The 18998-nt window shown below is 60.8% G+C and carries 16 protein-coding genes; 12 read left to right on the top strand and 4 right to left on the bottom strand.

Annotation, left to right across the window (positions count from 1 at the left end; translation table 11 throughout):
- Positions 1–16 precede the first annotated feature (16 nt).
- From U1R88_RS33025 to U1R88_RS33005, 5 genes are all read left to right on the top strand, one after another.
- Positions 17–256 carry a hypothetical protein gene (locus U1R88_RS33025; RefSeq protein WP_322435133.1) on the top strand — a complete coding sequence of 80 codons (240 nt, stop codon included), beginning with the start codon at positions 17–19 and terminating at the stop codon, positions 254–256.
- A 78-nt stretch (positions 257–334) separates the two neighbouring features.
- Positions 335–1318 carry a zinc-dependent alcohol dehydrogenase family protein gene (locus tag U1R88_RS33020; protein ID WP_322435132.1) on the top strand — a complete coding sequence of 328 codons (984 nt, stop codon included), beginning with the start codon at positions 335–337 and terminating at the stop codon, positions 1316–1318.
- Between the two features lie 282 nt (positions 1319–1600).
- Positions 1601–2569 (top strand): HlyD family secretion protein, encoded by a 969-nt coding sequence (locus tag U1R88_RS33015; protein WP_322435131.1) that lies wholly within the window; start codon positions 1601–1603, stop codon positions 2567–2569.
- Complete coding sequence (gene rbbA / locus U1R88_RS33010; protein ID WP_322435130.1) at positions 2566–5283, top strand: ribosome-associated ATPase/putative transporter RbbA; 2718 nt, start codon at positions 2566–2568, stop codon at positions 5281–5283. The genes U1R88_RS33015 and rbbA overlap by 4 nt, the downstream gene beginning before the upstream one ends.
- Before the next feature lies 1 nt (position 5284).
- Positions 5285–6403, top strand: a complete 1119-nt coding sequence (locus U1R88_RS33005) for an ABC transporter permease (RefSeq protein WP_322435129.1) — start codon at positions 5285–5287, stop codon at positions 6401–6403.
- 82 nt (positions 6404–6485) lie between these two features.
- On the opposite strand, the gene U1R88_RS33000 is transcribed toward U1R88_RS33005, so the two are convergent.
- Both U1R88_RS33000 and U1R88_RS32995 read right to left on the bottom strand, forming a co-directional pair.
- The gene (locus U1R88_RS33000) at positions 6486–7427 is read right to left on the bottom strand and encodes an ABC transporter ATP-binding protein (RefSeq protein ID WP_322435128.1); all 942 of its coding nucleotides are present in this window, start codon (positions 7425–7427) and stop codon (positions 6486–6488) included.
- Positions 7428–7609: 182 nt separating this feature from the next.
- A complete protein-coding gene (locus tag U1R88_RS32995; protein ID WP_322435127.1) occupies positions 7610–8386 on the bottom strand; it encodes an ABC transporter ATP-binding protein in 777 nt (258 codons plus the stop codon).
- Between the two features lie 251 nt (positions 8387–8637).
- Here U1R88_RS32995 and U1R88_RS32990 point away from each other — a divergent pair, with 251 nt between their 5' ends.
- Complete coding sequence (locus tag U1R88_RS32990; RefSeq protein ID WP_322435126.1) at positions 8638–9633, top strand: universal stress protein; 996 nt, start codon at positions 8638–8640, stop codon at positions 9631–9633.
- A gap of 169 nt (positions 9634–9802) precedes the next feature.
- Positions 9803–11632 carry a heavy metal translocating P-type ATPase gene (locus U1R88_RS32985; protein WP_322435125.1) on the top strand — a complete coding sequence of 610 codons (1830 nt, stop codon included), beginning with the start codon at positions 9803–9805 and terminating at the stop codon, positions 11630–11632.
- Between the two features lie 54 nt (positions 11633–11686).
- On the opposite strand, the gene U1R88_RS32980 is transcribed toward U1R88_RS32985, so the two are convergent.
- The gene (locus tag U1R88_RS32980) at positions 11687–12178 is read right to left on the bottom strand and encodes an NUDIX hydrolase (protein ID WP_322435147.1); all 492 of its coding nucleotides are present in this window, start codon (positions 12176–12178) and stop codon (positions 11687–11689) included.
- A gap of 100 nt (positions 12179–12278) precedes the next feature.
- Here U1R88_RS32980 and U1R88_RS32975 point away from each other — a divergent pair, with 100 nt between their 5' ends.
- Both U1R88_RS32975 and U1R88_RS32970 read left to right on the top strand, forming a co-directional pair.
- The gene (locus U1R88_RS32975; protein WP_322435124.1) at positions 12279–13118 is read left to right on the top strand and encodes a universal stress protein; all 840 of its coding nucleotides are present in this window, start codon (positions 12279–12281) and stop codon (positions 13116–13118) included.
- Between the two features lie 501 nt (positions 13119–13619).
- A complete protein-coding gene (locus U1R88_RS32970) occupies positions 13620–14267 on the top strand; it encodes a BON domain-containing protein (RefSeq protein ID WP_068285259.1) in 648 nt (215 codons plus the stop codon).
- Positions 14268–14580: 313 nt separating this feature from the next.
- On the opposite strand, the gene U1R88_RS32965 is transcribed toward U1R88_RS32970, so the two are convergent.
- The gene (locus tag U1R88_RS32965) at positions 14581–15414 is read right to left on the bottom strand and encodes a universal stress protein (RefSeq protein WP_322435123.1); all 834 of its coding nucleotides are present in this window, start codon (positions 15412–15414) and stop codon (positions 14581–14583) included.
- 41 nt (positions 15415–15455) lie between these two features.
- Here U1R88_RS32965 and U1R88_RS32960 point away from each other — a divergent pair, with 41 nt between their 5' ends.
- The 3 genes from U1R88_RS32960 to U1R88_RS32950 form a co-directional block, all read left to right on the top strand.
- Positions 15456–15911 carry a hypothetical protein gene (locus tag U1R88_RS32960; protein ID WP_322435122.1) on the top strand — a complete coding sequence of 152 codons (456 nt, stop codon included), beginning with the start codon at positions 15456–15458 and terminating at the stop codon, positions 15909–15911.
- A 346-nt stretch (positions 15912–16257) separates the two neighbouring features.
- Positions 16258–17289: a transporter substrate-binding domain-containing protein gene (locus tag U1R88_RS32955; protein ID WP_322435121.1), complete on the top strand. Its 1032-nt coding sequence runs from the start codon at positions 16258–16260 to the stop codon at positions 17287–17289.
- 339 nt (positions 17290–17628) lie between these two features.
- Positions 17629–18998: hypothetical protein (locus tag U1R88_RS32950; RefSeq protein ID WP_322435120.1), on the top strand; the 1370-nt coding region annotated here is incomplete at its 3' end.

Raw genomic sequence — 18998 nt, 5'->3', positions numbered from 1 at the left:
ATTGGAGGCAATGAGCATGGCACGGCAAAAGTTGCCCGCGGTGCGATTGGAGCAGCTGTGTCTGCAAGAGATCCGCAAGATAGCCGGTCTGCATGCGACGCAATCGGTGGCCGTCAAGCCGATGCGCTCCGGTGAACATTCCGGAAGGCGCCCATGGACTGTCGCTGACATCGAGCCCGATCCAGGAGGCGTGTTGACCTGGCAGCAAGCATTGAATGCCGTCCTGCCGCTACAGGGCAAATATGATCTGGAATGAAACCCAGGGGGTATCGGGCAGTATCGACCAAAGTCGACATTCGCATACATTTCCGCCCCCCCGATCATGGACGATGCAATGAAGGCCATGGTGCTTCATCAGACAGGACAGCCGCTCCGATTGGAGGTCCGTCCCGATCCAACGCCTTCTTTCGGCGAAGTCAGAGTGAAGGTCGAGGCTTGTGGCGTCTGCAGGACGGACCTGCATGTGGTCGACGGTGAACTGCCCGACCCGAGAACACCGATCGTCCCCGGACATGAGGTGGTTGGAATCATCGACTGTGTCGGCAAGGGCGTGACAGGGCTGGATATCGGCACACGCGTGGGCGTTGCCTGGCTCGGGCACACATGCGGCCGCTGTCCCTATTGCACGTCCGGCCATGAGAACTTGTGCGATGAGCCCGCCTTCACCGGCTATTCGCGCGACGGGGGATTTGCCACCCATGTCCTGGCGGATGCGGCCTTCGTCTTTCCCCTGCCACGATGCGAGGATCCTGTCGCCACGGCTCCCTTGATGTGTGCCGGCCTGATCGGCTGGCGCTGCCTGCGTATGGCCGGCGACGCACAGCGCCTCGGTCTCTATGGCTTCGGAGCCGCTGCCCACATTCTTGCCCAGGTGGCCCGCTGGCAGGGGCGGGACATTTTCGCTTTTACGCGACCGGGCGACGACAATGCCCAGACGCTTGCCCTCTCGCTGGGCGCGGCCTGGGCGGGGGGATCCAATGAGCTTCCGCCTCAGCCCCTGGATGCTGCCATCATCTTTGCCCCTGTCGGTGAACTCGTACCCCAGGCGCTGCGCGCTGTCCGCAAGGGCGGCAAAGTCGTCTGCGGCGGAATCCATATGAGCGACATACCGCAATTTCCCTACCGTATCCTGTGGGAAGAACGGCAGCTCGTTTCAGTCGCCAACCTGACACGGGCCGACGCCGAGACATTCCTGGAAATCGTGCCGAAGGCGGGTATCCGGACAACGGTCACCACCTACGCTCTGGAGCAGGCGAACGAAGCGCTCGCGGATCTGCGAGCCGGGCGCTTTCAAGGCGCGGCGGTCCTGGTGCCTTGATTCCATCCCAGCGCGGCCGTTCCTGCCGATCGGTTTCGACGCCGGCTCCCGACGACATGCAAACATCCTTGCGCCGAGCCGGCAAGACCGGCCGCCAGAACCGGTTCGCATGCAAACGACCAGCGTTTGATCTGCATCAACCGGGTGCCACCCAACTGAAGGTAACGAGGATGGATAGGCGCCCGCCGGCGCACAATTCATTCAGGAGCACATTCGTTGCGCCAGCCCCTTCGACTTTGTGTTCTCGCCGCTGTTGTGGCCGCCGGATGCACGACAAGCGGCATGTCCTCGGCTGCCGACCAGAAACCCAGCATCAGTGACCGTCTGCGCAGCCTGTGGAACGGGACTGGCAAGGACGCCCTGCCCGCCGACATCGCTTCCTCGAACGGACGCATCGAAGCCGAACATGTATTGGTCGCAGCGAAATTCGCCGGGCGCGTGGCGCAGGTCCTTGTCGAGGAAGGACAGACCGTCGAGGCAGGTTCCGTCGTTGCCCGCATGGACGTCTCCGACTTGCAGGCACAGCTCACCGGCACGCAGGCGCAGGTCCGGCGTGCCGAAAAAACCATCGCCGAGGCCGAGGCCGCGCTGGCGCAACGCGAAAGCGAACTCGTCCTCGCCCATCAGGAACTTGACCGCGCCTCCACCCTCGCCGCACGAGGGTACGGCACGACACAGCAACTGGACCTGCGGCGCAGCCAGCTCAATGTCGCGGAGGCGGCAAAGAAGGCCGGCATCGCCAATCTCGATGAAGCCAATGCGGCGGCAGATGCCGCCCGGGCAGAGGTTGCCCGCGTCAGCTCGCTCGTCGAAGACGCCATTTTGACGGCGCCACGACGCGGCCGCATCGAATATAAGCTCGTCCAATCGGGAGAGATCGTCGCAGCCGGTGCGCCGGTCGTCACTCTGCTCGACCTGTCGGACGTCTACATGACGATCTTCCTGCCCTCGCGGGCCGCGGGACGCCTGGCCCTGGGCGACGAAGCTCGCATCATCCTCGACGCGGCCCCCGACTATGTCGTACCGGCCACCGTGAGTTTTGTTGCCACGGATGCTCAGTTCACCCCCAAGGCGGTCGAGACGGCCGATGAACGGGAAAAGCTGATGTTCCGCGTCAAGCTGAAGATCGCACCGACCCTCCTGAAGCAATACGAGGCTCAGGTTAAGACGGGCGTGCGCGGCGTCGCCTATGTGCGGACCAGCCAGACGGTGGCCTGGCCAGATCGCCTTGTGGTGAAGCTGCCGCAATGACCGAGCCTGTCATCGAGTTGCGGGACGTCGTCCATCGCTATGGGCGGCATGACGCCCTGAGCCACGTTTCCTTGGCCATACCTGCCGGCTGCATGGCCGGCCTGATTGGCCCCGATGGCGTCGGCAAATCGACCCTGCTTGGCCTCGTGGCGGGGGTCACACGCCCCCAGCAAGGCCAGATCCGGGTTTTGGGAGGCGATATTCGGTCCACCGAGCAATTGCGCCTCAATCGCTCGCGCATTGCCTATATGCCCCAGGGCCTCGGCCGTAATCTCTACCCGACCTTGAGCGTGGCCGAGAACCTCGACTTCTTCGGCCGGCTTTTCGGCCAGGGCTCGAGCGAACGCAGCGCGCGTATTGCACAATTGCTGGAGGTGACGGGGCTGGCGGCATTTCGCGACCGGCCGGCGGCCAAACTATCCGGCGGCATGAAGCAGAAACTCGGTATTTGCTCCGCCCTGATCCACGACCCCGAACTGATCATTCTCGACGAGCCGACGACCGGCATCGATCCGTTGTCGCGGCGCCAGTTCTGGAGTCTGATCGAACGCCTGCGGGAGGACAGCCCTCACCTGAGTGTCCTGGTGGCAACCGCCTATATGGACGAGGCCGAGCATTTCGATTGGCTGGCAGCCCTGGATGCAGGGCGCGTGATCGCGCAAGGCTCGCCGAACGACATCAAACGACAGGCCGATGCCCCGAGCCTGGAAGCCGCTTTCGTTGCTTTGCTGCCCGACGCCGGCGGCAAGGGCGAGCTGGCGATTCCTCCGCGCCCGGCTGCCCCGGAAGATGGCCCGGCAGCAATCGAGGCTTCCGGCCTCACCCGTCGGTTCGGCGATTTCACGGCCGTCGACCACGTCAGCTTCCGCATCGAAAAGGGCGAGATCTTCGGATTTCTGGGCTCGAATGGAAGCGGCAAGAGCACCACCATGAAGATGCTCACCGGGCTTCTGCCCGCGAGCGAAGGCGAGGCGCGCCTGTTCGGTCGCCCTCTGGATGCCGGCGACATGCAAACGAGACGCCGGGTCGGCTACATGTCACAGGCCTTCTCGCTCTACGGCGAACTGACGGTTCGCCAGAACCTCATCTTGCATGCCCAGCTCTTCGGTCTCACGCGTGCTGAAATCCAACCACGCGTGGCGGAAATGCTCACCCGCTTCGATCTCCAATCCGTCGCCGACACCGGCCCCGAAAGCCTGCCCCTCGGCATCCGTCAACGTCTGCAGCTCGCCGTTGCGGTGATCCATCGCCCCGAAATCCTGATCCTGGACGAACCTACGTCGGGAGTGGACCCGGTGGCGCGTGACGGATTTTGGCGCTTCTTGCTGTCGCTCTCGCGCGAGGAAGGTGTCACCATCTTCCTGTCCACGCATTTCATGAACGAGGCTGAGCGCTGCGACCGCATCTCCTTCATGCATCAAGGCAAGGTGCTTGCAGTCGGAACGCCGTCGGACTTGAAGGCAGACAGAGGCAAGTCGAACCTGGAGGACGCCTTCGTCGAGGTGCTCGAGCAGGCCGGTATGGCGAGTTCGATCGGCAAGGCTCGGACGCTGGCTCCGGCCAGGGCAGCATCCATCAGGCCTAGGCGGCTGGATGGGCGTAGACTATGGGCCTATGCCCGGCGCGAGACGCTGGAGATCATGCGTGACCCGCTGCGCCTCGCCTTCGCTCTGATAGGCCCGGTTCTGCTCCTGCTCACTTTCGGATACGGCATCTCCTTCGACGTGGAGAAGATCCCCTACGCCGCTTTCGATCAGGATCAGTCCGCACAGAGCCGGCAGTTGCTCGAGAGCTTCGAGGGTTCCCGCTACTTCGCCCAGCAGCCCGCCATCCGGTCGGCTGAGGAGCTCGAAACCCGGATGCAGAGCGGGGAGCTGAAGCTGGCGATCGAGCTCCCATCCGGATTCGGCAAGGACCTGACGCGCCAGCTCACCCCGCAAATCGGTGTCTGGCTGGATGGGGCCATGCCCTTTCGCGCAGAAACCACGCGCGGCTATGTCACGGGACTGGCAACGGCCTACCTCACCGATGCCGCAATGCGGCAGGGAGGGCGAGCGGCACCCGCCTACCCGATCGGGATCGAACCGCGTTTTCGCTACAATCAGGCATTCCGGAGCGCCAATGCCATCGTTCCGAGCGTGATCGTGTTGATCCTGGTGCTCATCCCCGCGGTGATGACGGCCTTGGGCATCGTCAAGGAGAAAGAAACCGGATCGATCGCCAATTTCCAATCGACCCCCGTCACCAAGATCGAATTCCTTCTGGGCAAGCAGTTGCCCTATGTCGCAATCGCCTTCATCAGCTGCCTCACCTTGATCACGCAGGCAGTCTATCTCTTTCAGGTCCCGCTGCGCGGGTCGCTTCCCACTTTACTGGCGGCGTCCTTCGCCTATGTGCTGGCCACCACCGGCTTCGGCCTGTTCGTGTCCAGTTTCGTGCGCAGCCAGGTCGCGGCCATCTTCGCCACCGCTATCATTGCGATCATTCCCGCCGTCAACTTCTCGGGCCTGCTCGTGCCTGTCTCCTCCCTGTCGGGCGGTGCCCGTCTGATGGGCCTCGCCTTCCCGGCCGCCTGGTATCAGCCCGTCAGTGTCGGCGTGTTCGCCAAGGGGCTGGGCTTCGGGGACCTCTGGCCCAATCTCGCCGTCCTCCTGCTGTTCGGGCTGGCCTTCATCGCAGCCTCCGTGCTCGCACTGCGCAAAAGAGGAGCCTGACATGGGCCGTCTCACCGCGATATGGAGGCTCGGCATCAAGGAACTCTTCAGCCTGAAAGCTGACCCCGTTCTGGTTGCCTTGATCCTCTACACCTTCACCTTCGCCGTCTACACGGTTGCCACCGGCGCGACCTTCGAAGTGAAGAATGCTTCGGTCGCCGTGGTCGACGAAGACCGCTCCGCCCTGTCTTTTCGTCTGCGCGACGCTCTGCTCAAGCCTTTCTTCGAAGAGCCGGTTGTCATCGATGCCGACGAAGTCGATCGCACGATGAATGCCGGACGCTTCGTATTCGTCGTCGAAATACCCCCGAATTTCGAACGGGATGCCTTGGCCGGGCGTCATCCGTCGGTCCAGCTCAACATCGACGCAACGGCCATGTCCCAGGCCGGGAATGGTGCCTCCTACATCCAGGCCATCATCTACGAGGAAGCACGCAAGGCCCTGCCCAGCGCCGACAATCCGGCCCCGATCGACCTGGTGGTCCGGGCCAAGTTCAATCCCAACCTGCAATCGGCCTGGTTCACGGCCGTGATGCAGGTGATCAACAATGTCACGATGCTGGCGGTCATCCTCACTGGCGCCGCGCTGATCCGCGAAAGGGAACACGGCACGATCGAGCATCTGCTCGTGATGCCCGTCACCCCATTCGAGATCATGCTGGCCAAGATCTGGGCGAACGCGCTGGTTATCGTCGTCGCAGCCAGCCTCTCGCTCCTGATCGTCGTCGAGCGCCTTCTGGGCGTTCCGGTCGCAGGATCGCTCTGCCTGTTCGTCGGGGCGAGCATCGTCTATCTGTTCTCAGTCACCGCGCTGGGCATCCTGATCTCCACAGTCTCCACCTCGATGGCGCAATTCGGCTTGCTGGTGATGCCGATCCTGATCGTCATGAACCTCCTGTCCGGGAGCACGACGCCGATGGAGAGCATGCCCGAATGGCTCCAGACCGCCATGCAGTTCACTCCCTCGCCGCATTTCGTCAGCCTGTCCCAGGCCATCCTCTATCGAGGTGCCGACCTCACCATCGTCTGGCCCCAGCTCGTGGCCTTGACCGTGATCGGCGTCGTCTTCCTCTTCATTGCGAGCATACGCTTTCGCAAGGCGCTGCTGGCGGCTCAGTAAGGCACTGCGACCACACGGTCGGGCCGCATCAGGCGGGCGAAAACGATCTGCTGTTCTGTTCGGCGAACCTCACCGCAGCTCCTCATTCCCCGACCCCTCCCGCGATCGCCCCGAGCTTCTGGGCCTCGCACAGAAGGCGATATTTGACCCGCGTCGCCTGCAGATCCCGATACCAGGTGACAAGATCGCCCCACGGATCGTTGATCCTGCTTAGTCCCGAGAGGAAAGCGACCACCGTACCTATCTCGATTTGCCCGATAACGACGAAATAGCCTCCCAGTGCCAGGATCGCCGTCACGCCGAGCTGGGTCATCAGATTCATCAGGAAATTCATGGAGAACTTGAGCTTGTAGATGGCCATGTTCTGCATGAATATCGTGTGGATGCGCGTGTGCTGACGGCCGTCGCCGTCAATTGCTCCCCCTGCGCCCACGATTGCACCGCTCATTTCACGCAGCACACCGACCCTCATCTGCACCCGCCGGTTGATGGCGTTCTGCATGAGCGGCACGAAACCGATCTGCGGAAAGAATACGAACACGACGAGGAGCGCCATCAATGGCTGCAGATAGAGGAGATATCCAACGACGGAAATCAGGACTCCGGCCTGCAGAACTGGCTCTGAAAAGGCCTCGCCCACAAATCCGCCGAGCGGATCCGCCTCCTCCAGAACGATCGAAAGCTGAATGCCTTCGGTCAGATCCGGCACCGGCGTGATCGTACCGCCCTCTCCCGTCACGAATACGGACTGGCGCAATGCCCGGACGGCCCTCTCGCCCACCCAGTTCCTATAGATGTTGAGGCACAGCTTCACCAAGCCTTCCGCGATGCTGATGCCCAAATAAAGGCCGGCCAGCATGAGGATAGGGCGATAGATCCCGCCGCGAAGCGCATCGTTGACGACCCGCCTTTGCACCTCGAGGGAGGAAGTGCCGACCGCGAACAAAAGGATCGACAGAGCCGTGATCCACAACTGATGGGCACCGCTCACTTGCCAGATGAAGCGATACAGACTGCGTGGCATGCCCCCGGCCTCATCGACGTTGCCTCGGCCGGATTCAACGGCATGGCCTGAGCTTTCCATCTGCAAATGTGCACCAGACATAGGCGAGCCCCCTGCACGGATGATTGATAGGCCGTCACCGGCAGTACGATGCGGCGTTCGATGAAAGGCCTCTCGCCTGTCCAGGCATTGGCGCCAAGAGGTCAGCCAAAAGCCGCCTGGCCACGCGCCCCATGAAAATAGGCTTTGACCCAGGGATCTTGAGAGAGGAGCATCGCCTCCAAACCGCCGCTGGCGACAATCCTGCCCTTCGCCATCGCTACAATCCGGCTGCACACATTGCGCAAGCTGTCCAGGTCGTGGGTTACCATGAAGGTCGTCAGCTTCATGGTGTGATGCAGAACGGAGACCAATGCGTCGAAATCGCCCGCTCCGATCGGATCGAGACCCGAAGTAGGCTCGTCCAGAAAGACGATTTCTGGATCGAGAGCCAGAGCTCGAGCTAGCGCGACGCGCTTTGCCATACCACCGGAGAGTTGAGCAGGGTATTTGTCGGCCGCATCCACCGGCAACCCCACCATCTTCAATTTGTACATGGCGAGTTCATCCATCAGGTGGCCGGAAAGATCGAGAAACTCGCGCATCGGCAATTGGATGTTCTCCCTCACCGTCAGGGAAGAGAACAAGGCCCCCTGCTGAAACATGATTCCGCATCGAAGGCCCAGATCCCGTCGCCCCTCGGCATCGAGCGCGTCGAGATTGAGTCCCAATATCTCAATGCTGCCGGCCCGCTTGGGCACCAGCCCTACGATGCTTCGCAACAGGACGGATTTGCCCGAGCCGGACGCCCCGATCAAACCGATGATTTCGCCTTCACAAATATCGAGGTCGACGTGATCGAGAACGATCCTGTCCCCAAAGCCAACCACGAGATCGCGCACCCTGATGGCGACCTTGGCCCGCGGCTTGGACTGGATCATGGTTCTTCCTCGACGACCGCAAACCACGACGCCCGGAGTGCGACGACTCCGTCGGCCTGACAGCCCGTGAGGACCTCCGACCAAGGCCAGCCATGGGCGCCAGCGACATCGACAAGACGCGTCAATCGTGGTGCACCTGCCTGTTTAGGGCTGGAGCGCGGGCTCGGCTTTGATTCAGCGCAAGCTCTGCAGCTTCCGGAGCTTCCGGATTGGCGCTGAGAGCCGCGATATTTGACCTCCGGATATTTCCCTTGAGCCAGATCAACGCAATGAAAGCTCGAAGAAGCAAGGCTGGCATCATTCCGCTCGGGCACGCAGAGAGCATGGATTCCCGTAATCAGGAGGGTTCAATGAAAGCCGACATTTCCTCGACCCAGCCACTGGAAGCCGGAGCCTCCGTTCGCCCGGACAATTACAAGACCCTTGCCGTCCACCTCGATGGCAGCGAGGAGGACGAAGTTCGCCTCTCCCATGCCGAAATGCTGGCGGTGACTTTTGACAGCCATCTCACCGGCCTTTTCACCAGCCTCTTGCCCGATATTTCAATTTATGCCGGCGAGATGGGTACGGGCGTCAGCATGGACATGGTGGACCAGATCCAGCAACGCGCTACTGCCGCGATCGAACGGCTGCAACCGCGCCTCGAGCGCCTTTCCGTCACCAGCGAAATCCGGCGCATCGAGGATGCCGCGGGATGGTTATCCTCCCTTCTGGCAACGCAAGTCCGAACCACCGACCTGTTCATCGGCAGTTGCCCGCGCAAGGACGAGGCAGACACCGATTGGAGGCATTTGATCGAAGCGATATTGTTCGAAAGTGGCCGGAGCGTCTATCTGGCGCCGCCCGGACAACAACCCAGGCAGCCGATCCGGACCGTGCTCATCGGCTGGACCGACACCAAGGAAGCCAGCAGGGCCGTCGCGGAGGCGCTCCCCCTCCTCAGGCTGGCATCGCTTGTCAAAGTCGTGACCGTCGAGGAGGAAAGGCAAAAAGCCGACCTCGATGAGGATGTGGGTCTGGCGGATATTGCGACCTATCTGGTACGGCATGGTGTGGAAACGGTGGTGGACGTTCTTCCCCTTACTGAGGACGTGACGAGTACACTCCTGCAGGAAGCGCACCGCATCTCAGCGGATCTGATCGTCGCCGGCGCCTACGGGCATTCACGCCTGCGGGAATGGATCATGGGCGGCACAACCGTTGAACTCATCGAGAAAACAGATGTTCCGCTCCTGATGGCTCACTGACGGAGACATTCGAAAACCGGCATTCAGCGCAACACGTGCTGTTTTCCGATGCCTCGATCCGGCTTCGCCTGCAGGCCACTCCATGGTTCACGACCTCTCCTCAACCGCCCGATGCACCGCAGATGCCAAGGAAGCATCTGCCCCGTCGATAAAGCCCGACCTGTCTCGGATGGCTTCCGTAGCGCTTGCCACGCTTCCCGCGGCTGCGCTGCTGGCAGGATTGGTTGCTTTCCTGCTGGAACGTTTGCAGGTCGCGCACACCCTATGGCTGGCCGGCACCGTACCGGTTCTGATCGTCCTTGCGATCACCATCCTGCGCGGCCTGGTGCGAGGGAATGTCGGGCTGGACATTATTGCGGCTCTGGCGATGGCGGGCGCGATCTGGGGCGGCGAAGCCCTGGCCGGCGTCGTCATCGCCTTGATGTTTGCCGGCGGCCAGGCCCTGGAGCAATTCGCGCAGGGCCGCGCGAGTTCGGCCATGACGGCCCTGCTCAGCCGGGTCGCTCGCAGCGCCCAGCTTTATCAAGGTGATCGTCTCCAAACGGTGCCGATCGAATCCCTATTGCCTGGCGATCGGATCCTGGTGCGCCCCGGAGATGTCCTGCCCACCGATGGTCTGCTGATCGGGCCCGATGCGACCTTGGACGAGTCGGCCCTTACCGGGGAAGCCATGCCGGTGCGAAGGCTTGCCGGCGATGCCCTTTCGAGCGGCATCGTGAACGCGGGGGCCGCCTTCGATCTGCGGGTTTCCAGGCCTGCACGAGAGAGCACATACGCCGCAATCCTCCGCCTCGTTGAGGGCGCCCGTCAATCCAAGGCCCCCATGGCGCGGATGGCCGATCGTTACGCCATCGGTTTCCTCATGCTGACCCTGGGGTTGGCCGGGCTGGCTTGGTGGATCTGGGACTCTCCTCACCGCGCGCTCGCAGTCCTCGTCGTGGCCACCCCTTGTCCGCTCATCCTCGCAGTGCCGGTTGCCCTGGTCGCCGGCATGTCACGCTGCGCCAAGCGCGGCGTAATGGTCAAGACCGCTGGTACACTCGAGACATTGGCCCGGATCCGCACCGTGCTGTTCGACAAGACAGGAACGTTGACACGCGGCTATCCGTCGATCGCGCGGATCGAACCCGAGCCATCCGTGAGTGTGGAGCAATTCCTGCGTATGGCCGGCTCGGTCGGTCAGGCCTCTCATCACGTCATGTCGCAGGCCCTGGTCGAAGAAGCACGCCGGCGCACTATCGACCTCATTCCGCCTGATAAAGTCCATGAGAGCCCAGGAAACGGCGTGGAAGGATTTGTCGAGGAAGCTCGCATCCGGATCGGACGCCTGGACTTCGTCGAGCCTGATGCTGGGGCCGAGAAGACTTCATCGGTGCCGATGGGCCATGCTGCACTCCACGTTTCCTCGAACGGACATTATGTCGGCCGGGTTCTGTTCAAAGACGAGCTGCGCCCCGATGCATATTCGACCCTCGATGCATTTCGTACCAATGGGATCGAGCGTATTGTCCTGCTGACCGGCGACCGCGCCGACATCGCCCGGCCCCTGGCGGCGTCGCTCAAGCTGGACGATGTCATCGCGGACGCAACGCCGCAGGACAAGGTGGCTGCCGTAGCGGCGGAAAGGCGCCACGCCCCCACGATGATGATCGGAGATGGCATCAACGATGCCCCCGCTCTCGCTTCCGCCGATGTGGGCACCGCGCTCGGGGCAAGAGGCGCCGTCGCCGCCTCCCAGGCGGCCGACGTCGTAGTGCTCGTCGACAGGATCGAACGTGTTGCGGAAGCGCTCGCCATCGCACATCGCACCCGCCGAATTGCCCTGCAGAGCGTACTGATCGGCATGGGGCTCTCGCTGGTCGGCATGGTGAGCGCGGCGTTGGGGTATCTCGACCCCGTAGCTGGCGCCTTTCTTCAGGAGGCGATCGATCTTGCCGTCGTGCTCAACGCCCTGCGGGCCTTGCGACCGGCATCGCCGGCCACGAACCGGCCGGCCTGACAGACCTGTCTCGACGATTCATTCCTTCGAGACATCGATCTGAAAAAAACGCGGTCACCTCGGCGCAGAGTGGCGGTCATGCCCGAGTTGCTCTGCCAATCGTTCGAGGAAAGGTCGCTGAGCAGGCAGGATCTTGCTACGTCCCTCCGCCATCGCGAACCACTGCGCCTTGTCCGCCTCGGGAAACTGCATGAGGCGCCGACTGCGAGGCGGCCACTCCATCTCGAACATATTGCTGCGCAGTTCGCCGGGATCAAAATCACCTGCCACCGCCCAGGCAACGATGCGCTTGCCGCTGGAGTAATGGATTTCACCCAAGTCGATCGGCACGGCCTGGGGGCATGGCATCCCGAGTTCTTCCTCAAACTCACGCAAGGCAGCGCCGTAAGCATCCTCGCCGACATCGTATTCCCCTTTGGGGATCGACCAGGCCTGTTCATCTCGTTTCGCCCAGAACGGCCCTCCGGGATGAACGAGAAGAATTTCGATGTCGCGGTCGTCGCCTTTCAACCGATAGAGCAAGATCCCGGCACTCCTCTTCGCCATCGGTTCATAGGTCCTTTGCGCAAGATCAACGACATCTGCCACGGATCCGCTATCCCTTTGGGCAACAATGACTTTTTCATCCCATACGCGGAGCGGAAACATGACCTATACCAGCATGCTGGTCCATGTGCAGGATAACAAGGAAAGTGACGAAAGGACCAAACTCGCGGCAACGCTGGCTTCGCGGTTCAACGCCAAACTCATTGGCATTGGTTGCGTACCCGCAATCGATCTTGCGGCGAGGGAACAGGTGAAGCCGGTTTCTCTCGGCCACGATCCCGCCATTAGCCGCCCGGTCCTGCCTTGGTATGGCGACGAGGACCTGGAGCCTCGGTTCAGGGATGCCGCGGTTTCCAATCGCGAGGACTTGGAATGGCAGACCAGCATGCAGTTTCCGGCCGACGCGCTGTATCATGAAAGTGCCAGGGCCGATCTGATCGTTGTGGGACAGCGCCGCCACAACCCGCCCAATCTGCCGCACCTGGCGCTGGATCCGGCAGAGGTCGTGTTGCGCTGCGGCCGACCGGTTCTGATCGTGCCACCCAGCCTCTCGCAATTGGCGGCGGACCATGTCCTCGTGGCCTGGAGCAACACGCGCGAGGCTCGCAGGGCTGTCATTGACGCCCTTCCATTTCTGCGGGAAGCATCGCGTGTCAGCATCGTCGAGGTCGTGGAAGAAAGCGGCCGGGACAACGCGGCGCGGCGCGTCGATACCGTCGTGGAATTCCTCAGGCTTCACGACGTCGAAACACATGCACAGGTTCTCGAAACGGTCGACGGCACGGTTTGCGAGACCATTCTTGTCCATGCCGAGCGGCAGCATGCCGACTTGATCGTTGCCGGAGGCTATGGCCATGCTCGGGCAAGGGAATGGATGTTTGGCGGCGTTACCCGCGACCTCCTGCATTCTTCAACCAAATGCTGCCTGCTGAGCCACTAGAGCATCGCGCCGAAAAGTGGGTACCGATTTTCGGCAAAAGAGATGCGACAACAAGAACTTACAGCATCGAACCTGATTCACAAATCAGGCTCGACGCTGTAGGGTTCGCCGCTCCCTGCTTTCGGGAAGTCGTCGAGGCTGGTCCTTCTTCGACGGCACACTCACATCCGAGGCGGAGTCTGGGCCGATATCCGCAATCCGGACACCTTCGCAGGCATCAACAAATAAGTATTCGCACCGGAATTTGCATCTTGTGCCGATCGTCTTGATGGAAATCAACGTGCCCATTCCCAGCATGTGATGAACTTCAAGTACCGGCAACCTCGCCAGGTTCAATGGAGGCCAAATCCTCGAACGCGCATTGCCAGTGACTGCGTCCAGGTCTTCACCCAGCGTCGCTCGGACGATCGAAGTCAAGAACGCCGCGTGGGCGCCGCTTCCCGGGCTTCCGGTACACTTGTTCCCGGTACTTCGCACGACACATGAAAATGGAGAGAAACGATGAATGACAAGGTCTTGCGTCAATCGATCATCGACGCCCTCGACTTCGATCCAAGCATTGATGCAGCTCGTATCGGTGTTGCAGTCGAAAACGGCATCATCACGCTAAGCGGCCATGTCGGCAGTTACGCCGAGAAGATTGCGGCCGAAACATTGGCGCGCCGCATCAAGGGCGTTCGTGCAATCGCCGAGGAAATCGAGGTCCGCTACCCGGATCACAAGAAGACAGCCGACGACCAGATCGCGTCGAGGGCCGTTTCTGTCATCTCGTGGGACGCCATGGTCCCCGAGGGCGTCGTCAAGGTGAAGGTCGAGAAGGGCTGGGTCACCCTCGCGGGCATCGTCGACTGGCAGTTTCAGCGAGAAGCCGCCTATCGCGCGGTTCGCAAGCTCTCCGGCGTACTGGGCATAACCAACAACATTGAGGTCAAGGCCCGCGTGCAGGTTCCAGACGTCGAGGCCAAGATCCTGGCCGCGCTCAAACGGGATGCCGAGTTCGAGGCCGACGGGATCAAGGTGAATGTCATCGGCGACAAGGTGATCCTCGACGGCAAGATCAAGGCGTGGCATGAGCGGCAGGTTGCCGAACGCGCAGCGTGGTCAGCTGCCGGCGTTCGCAGCGTCGAAGACAATCTGCGCGTCGCCTGACGACGGACACAATACCAGTCTTATGGCCCCTGAAAGATCACGTCCGCCTCCCTCATTTGGAAGAGCTCCTTGATGAGGAGGCTGGACGTGATCGTGCCGTTTCGGCTCGTGGGCAGAGAAGATCTCATGATCCGGGCTGGCCTGGAAGGTGGGCATCATTACCAGGACTTGGCTATCGCCTCTCGTACGCTGAGCGTATCGGCCCATCTGGAGCCGGTTCGGCACCATGGTTGAACCGCGCTTGTACTCGAGGAGAGCGGTTCAGCCTCGCTCGACCGGGGGGCCGCAAGGGACTCCGGGAGAGAATTTCATTTCAATTGCTGAGCAATAGGCAGGTAGAGCATTTCTTGAGCATGTCGTGCGTTTCGCCGCCAATCGTCCAATCATGCAGGCGGGCATGGATCCGGGCCCCCATAACGATGAGGCCAGACTGGTTCGCGGTGGCAAAACCCATGATCTGCCGTGCAATTGACCGCCCGTCGTCCTCGATGATGACAGATCGGGACATGATGCCGTGATGCGCTAGAAAGCACTCTATGTCGCTCGTCTGTTGCAACGCCGTCAGACGTTGTTCGCCTCCCACAACGTTGATGACGCTCACATTTTTCGATTTGCCCAGCAAGGGCAAAGCATCGAGAATGGCACGGCGAGCCTCACGACAATCCTTCCAGGCAATCACGGCATGCGAGCCGAGGGGACTGGTCTTGACCGATGCCGGCACCACCAGCACGGGGCGCCCCGCGCAAAAAATCAGCTTAGCTGGATCGATGGCGTGATACGGTGAAACGTCGTTCCCCATCCGACCGACCAGAATGATATCGGCGGCGCGCGCCACGCCAGCCACGAAATCATTTGGATTGTCGATGGAGCTTCGCCATTCAAGGCGGCATTGATGGCTCTGCACGACACGATGAAATAGGTCCTTCGCGCAGCTCAGATTGGCCTCGGCGCAGTCGAGATTGGGACCGATATCCGGGCTGATGGCAAATGAGTTCTTTTCAGGGAGCACAGCCCACGGTTGCGCGGCGCTTGCCGACACCCCGACAAGTCTAGCCTCGAAATGTCTCGCGACTTCGCAGGCAAGATCGATACGAGCAGCATTGTAGCCGCCAGTATCGACATACACCATCACCGCCGAGTATCTCATCGAGCCCTGCTCCTTGTCGGCAAGCTCTCAATATAATTCGAATGCTGATCTGGACATTGACAGGCATCAAGAGAAACGGCGTGCACTTTGAACAACAAGCAGCTCTGCTCATTTCGGAATGGAAAACGAGCCGGCGATTGCCGGACGCCTTCAATTTCGTCCAGGCACAGGCCCCGATTAGTTACTCTCGACGCCAGGAGGTAGCCTTCATGACCATCATGGTTGATCCGCCTGCGTGGCGGGCGCTGCAAACGCAAAACGCCATCTGGGCGGTTAGACCCAGATGGCGAGTGACTTATGACAGACTTGGTTGCGGGGGCTCCCAACCAAGTCTTACGCTGCAGCGCGCCACGATGTCCGAAACCACGATTTTCCTCGAAAAATTACGATGTAAGCTGTTGGCCGATCTCTCCACATTAAAGCTAAATTGGCCCGCAGCTCCGCCCACAACGGTCAATCTTGGTAAGCTCAATCTGCAATTTCAGCGCCCGGCCTGAACACGCCGTCAAACCGATCTCTCCCCTGTCGCCGCCAAATCGATCGCACACGACATGGTGAGGCGACACTTATGCTGAAACCATCTGCTCAGCTAGGACTCGCGGTCAATCGGAGAACTAGCACGGATTGCCGGATCCATCGAACGCTACTAGCATGCCCTTTCTATAATAGAGGAATGGCATATGCGAATTTCGAGCCTAGCCGCGCTCATACAGCATTATTCCCCTCGTTCTTCCCTTACTTGTTCGACATAAATTTCTACCCATGAGATCGATAGTTCGTGAAAATTTAGCGCTTCGAATTGCTATAATATTGCTAGTCTGGTGCCTGACGTTTTCAACGGCAATGGCGCAAGACAGCCAAACCGGCGCTGCAACTGGAAAGCCACTGAATGTTGGTGTCTATGCCAGCCCACCCTTCGTCATGAAGGACGGTACGCATTATTCTGGCATGGCGATTGATCTATGGGAGGCAACTGCCAGGCCGTTCGGGCTGAGTTATTCCTACTATGAATACCCCACCTTCGAGGCGTTGATCGAAGCTGTTCGGAAAGGTGAGGTCGCCGTAGCCGTCTCCAACCTGACGATCACTAGGGACCGGGTGGAGCGCATCACGTTCTCCCAGCCCTGGTACGATGCAGGCCTGCGCATCATGGTGGCCGAACACGATGGCGCCGGTTTTTGGCAGGTGCTTGGTGGGCTGGAACGCGCCGGCCATTTGAGGGCGATGGCATGGCTGGCCACCATCATCGTGGTGGCCACGCTGATGCTGGCATTGTTCTACCGTCGTTTCGACCGGACCTTTCCGGGTAGTTGGCATGAAGGGTTGGCTGAGAGCTTCTACGAGGTCATGTCGGTCGCGACCTCAGGCAAGGTCACGCGCCCCAACGCCTTGGGCTGGATCGGACGCGTCTCCGGCGGCGTGTGGATGGTCTGCGGCGTAGCTGTCATTGCCTATGTCACTTCATCGGTTACCAGCGTGATGACGGCCCTGACCCTGACACATCAGATTAATTCCTTGGCCGACCTTCCCGGCCGCTCTATCGGCGTGCGTGGCGGCAGCGTGGCGGAAAGCTATTCCAATGACCTCAGGCTTGCGATCCAGGCGTATCACAGCATTGACGACGCTGTGGCCGGACTCGGTAGTGGCGAGATCGCCGCGATCATCGACGACGCCCCAGTCCTGGAATATTACGCCCATAGCCACGCCAGATCGCCGCTGTCGGTGGTAGGGCCTATTTTCCATCCCGACAAATACGGCTTCGGCTTCCGACATGGCGACAATCTCAGCCACGCCATCACGTTGCAGATCCTGGCGCTCCAGGAGTCAGGTGAACTCGAAACGCTACGCCGGAAATATTTCGGCAACGAGCGATAACGGTCATGCATTTTCGATCTTGATCGCTGTCAGCGCCGATCAGATTGACGAATGCGCCCCACTAACCCGTATCGAAAAAATCCTGAAACCCAAAAGATCAAGATCTAATGAAATATTATTTCTCTATATTGGAATGTATCATTCCACATTTGCTTTTTTGTGAATATAAAAAATCTAAAGGTTCATTGGCAAGATACACTTGAAAGCATCATAGAAACCCGATAGTTTTTGAAAGTATGCTACGGTGTTCTTGAATTTTTTGCCCGCGTTTTGCGCGTCTAGGGGGTGTCTACCACAACCGGTCGCACAAGCTTGGATGCGTGTGGAAGGAGAAAGCCCGTGACGTCGTCGACCGGAGGAACCCCTTCTCGCCCTGCCCTGCCGAAGGAGCCGCTTCTGAGTTTCCTTCTGGCCTCGAGCACCGCCCTGATTTGCCAATCTGTCCAAGCGCAAGTGACGGCCGGCGGCGGCCAGACAGTGGAGATCACTCAGCAACAGGCGACCTGCAACGCTGCGGTCTGTTTCGTGGCCCGTGACCAAGGCTCGCTCCTCTACGCCAATGCGGATACGCCCATCGACGTGACCGTACCGAATGGCCAGCCCGAGGGAGGGCCTCTCCATGCCGGCGTACAAGCGCGAGATGGCGGTACGGTCCGCCTCGATGGCGGCGGTACCATCCGAGTCGGCAGGGCCGGCTGGGGGGTATTGGCCGGCCCGTTCACGCCTAGCACGATCGCCGCGATCGGATTGACGCTGGATATAGCAAGTGAATCCGTCGGTATTGCCGCCTATCCCGGCAGCACGATCACGCTGGACGGTACCACAACGCTGACCGGCCGCGACAGTGCCCTGGCGGGGCTCTGGGCCCAAAACGCTACTGTCACACTGAATGGCCCACTCCAGGCCAGCGGCGACTTGTCCGCCATCGCGCGTGCGGAACCCGCCGGCATCATCGACCTTAGAGGCGGCGGCAGCATTGCCGTGATGGGTTCGGCCGGCACCATATTCTCATCAAGTGGTGGCCGGATTTCGATGAGGGGCATGACGGTCCGCGCCGATACAAACACCGCCTTCGGCACCAGCCTGTTCCTGAGTAATACGGACAAATCAGCTTTCACTGTCACCGACAGCACCTTCGAAGGGGTCAATGCCGGTGGTCTGCTCAACGGGCTTTACGCCTTCAACCCCATAAATGCCACAGCCCTCACCCTCGACAACAGCCAGATCAAGCTGAACTCGGCCGGTACCGGCCTGCTGGTGGAAGGCTCGTACGCCGATGTGACCTTGAGCAGAGGATCGGCAATCACGGCTTTCGCCAGCAATAGAGGCGGCTTGCTGGCCCGCATCGCCGGTTTCGGAGGCGTCACGCCCGACAGAGGAAAACTGACCCTGAAGGCCCAAGACTCCACCTTGTCCGGCAACGTACAGGTGGAAGCCTCGGGCGAGGCAGGCGTCAACGAATTCGGTCTCCGCCTCGATGGATCAGCCCTCTGGCGCGGCAATGTGACGGTCGGACGCGGCTCCCGCAGCAGCGTTGCGATTGCGGGCACCTCGCGCTGGATCGGTTCGGCGAACAATGCCACGACTGTCGTGCTGAGCTCTGCCAATGCCCTGTGGGCGATCCCGGGAGGCGGCAATTCCACCGTCTCCGGCACGGTGAAGAATGCCGGCAAGATCGCCTTCCAGGCCGGTGGCCCGACCACGCTGAC

The organism is Labrys sedimenti, assembly GCF_034424805.1.
Classification (GTDB): domain Bacteria; phylum Pseudomonadota; class Alphaproteobacteria; order Rhizobiales; family Labraceae; genus Labrys; species Labrys sedimenti.
This window is presented reverse-complemented; position numbering and strand designations above follow the sequence as displayed.

Coding starts and splice junctions, on each gene's coding strand:
- U1R88_RS33025 (WP_322435133.1), top strand. CDS start 17: ATGGCACGGCAAAAGTTGCCCGCGGTGCGATTGGAGCAGCTGTGTCTG.
- U1R88_RS33020 (WP_322435132.1), top strand. CDS start 335: ATGAAGGCCATGGTGCTTCATCAGACAGGACAGCCGCTCCGATTGGAG.
- U1R88_RS33015 (WP_322435131.1), top strand. CDS start 1,601: ATGTCCTCGGCTGCCGACCAGAAACCCAGCATCAGTGACCGTCTGCGC.
- rbbA (WP_322435130.1), top strand. CDS start 2,566: ATGACCGAGCCTGTCATCGAGTTGCGGGACGTCGTCCATCGCTATGGG.
- U1R88_RS33005 (WP_322435129.1), top strand. CDS start 5,285: ATGGGCCGTCTCACCGCGATATGGAGGCTCGGCATCAAGGAACTCTTC.
- U1R88_RS33000 (WP_322435128.1), bottom strand. CDS start 7,427: ATGCCACGCAGTCTGTATCGCTTCATCTGGCAAGTGAGCGGTGCCCAT.
- U1R88_RS32995 (WP_322435127.1), bottom strand. CDS start 8,386: ATGATCCAGTCCAAGCCGCGGGCCAAGGTCGCCATCAGGGTGCGCGAT.
- U1R88_RS32985 (WP_322435125.1), top strand. CDS start 9,803: ATGGCTTCCGTAGCGCTTGCCACGCTTCCCGCGGCTGCGCTGCTGGCA.
- U1R88_RS32980 (WP_322435147.1), bottom strand. CDS start 12,178: ATGGCGAAGAGGAGTGCCGGGATCTTGCTCTATCGGTTGAAAGGCGAC.
- U1R88_RS32975 (WP_322435124.1), top strand. CDS start 12,279: ATGACCTATACCAGCATGCTGGTCCATGTGCAGGATAACAAGGAAAGT.
- U1R88_RS32970 (WP_068285259.1), top strand. CDS start 13,620: ATGAATGACAAGGTCTTGCGTCAATCGATCATCGACGCCCTCGACTTC.
- U1R88_RS32965 (WP_322435123.1), bottom strand. CDS start 15,414: ATGAGATACTCGGCGGTGATGGTGTATGTCGATACTGGCGGCTACAAT.
- U1R88_RS32960 (WP_322435122.1), top strand. CDS start 15,456: ATGCTGATCTGGACATTGACAGGCATCAAGAGAAACGGCGTGCACTTT.
- U1R88_RS32955 (WP_322435121.1), top strand. CDS start 16,258: ATGGCGCAAGACAGCCAAACCGGCGCTGCAACTGGAAAGCCACTGAAT.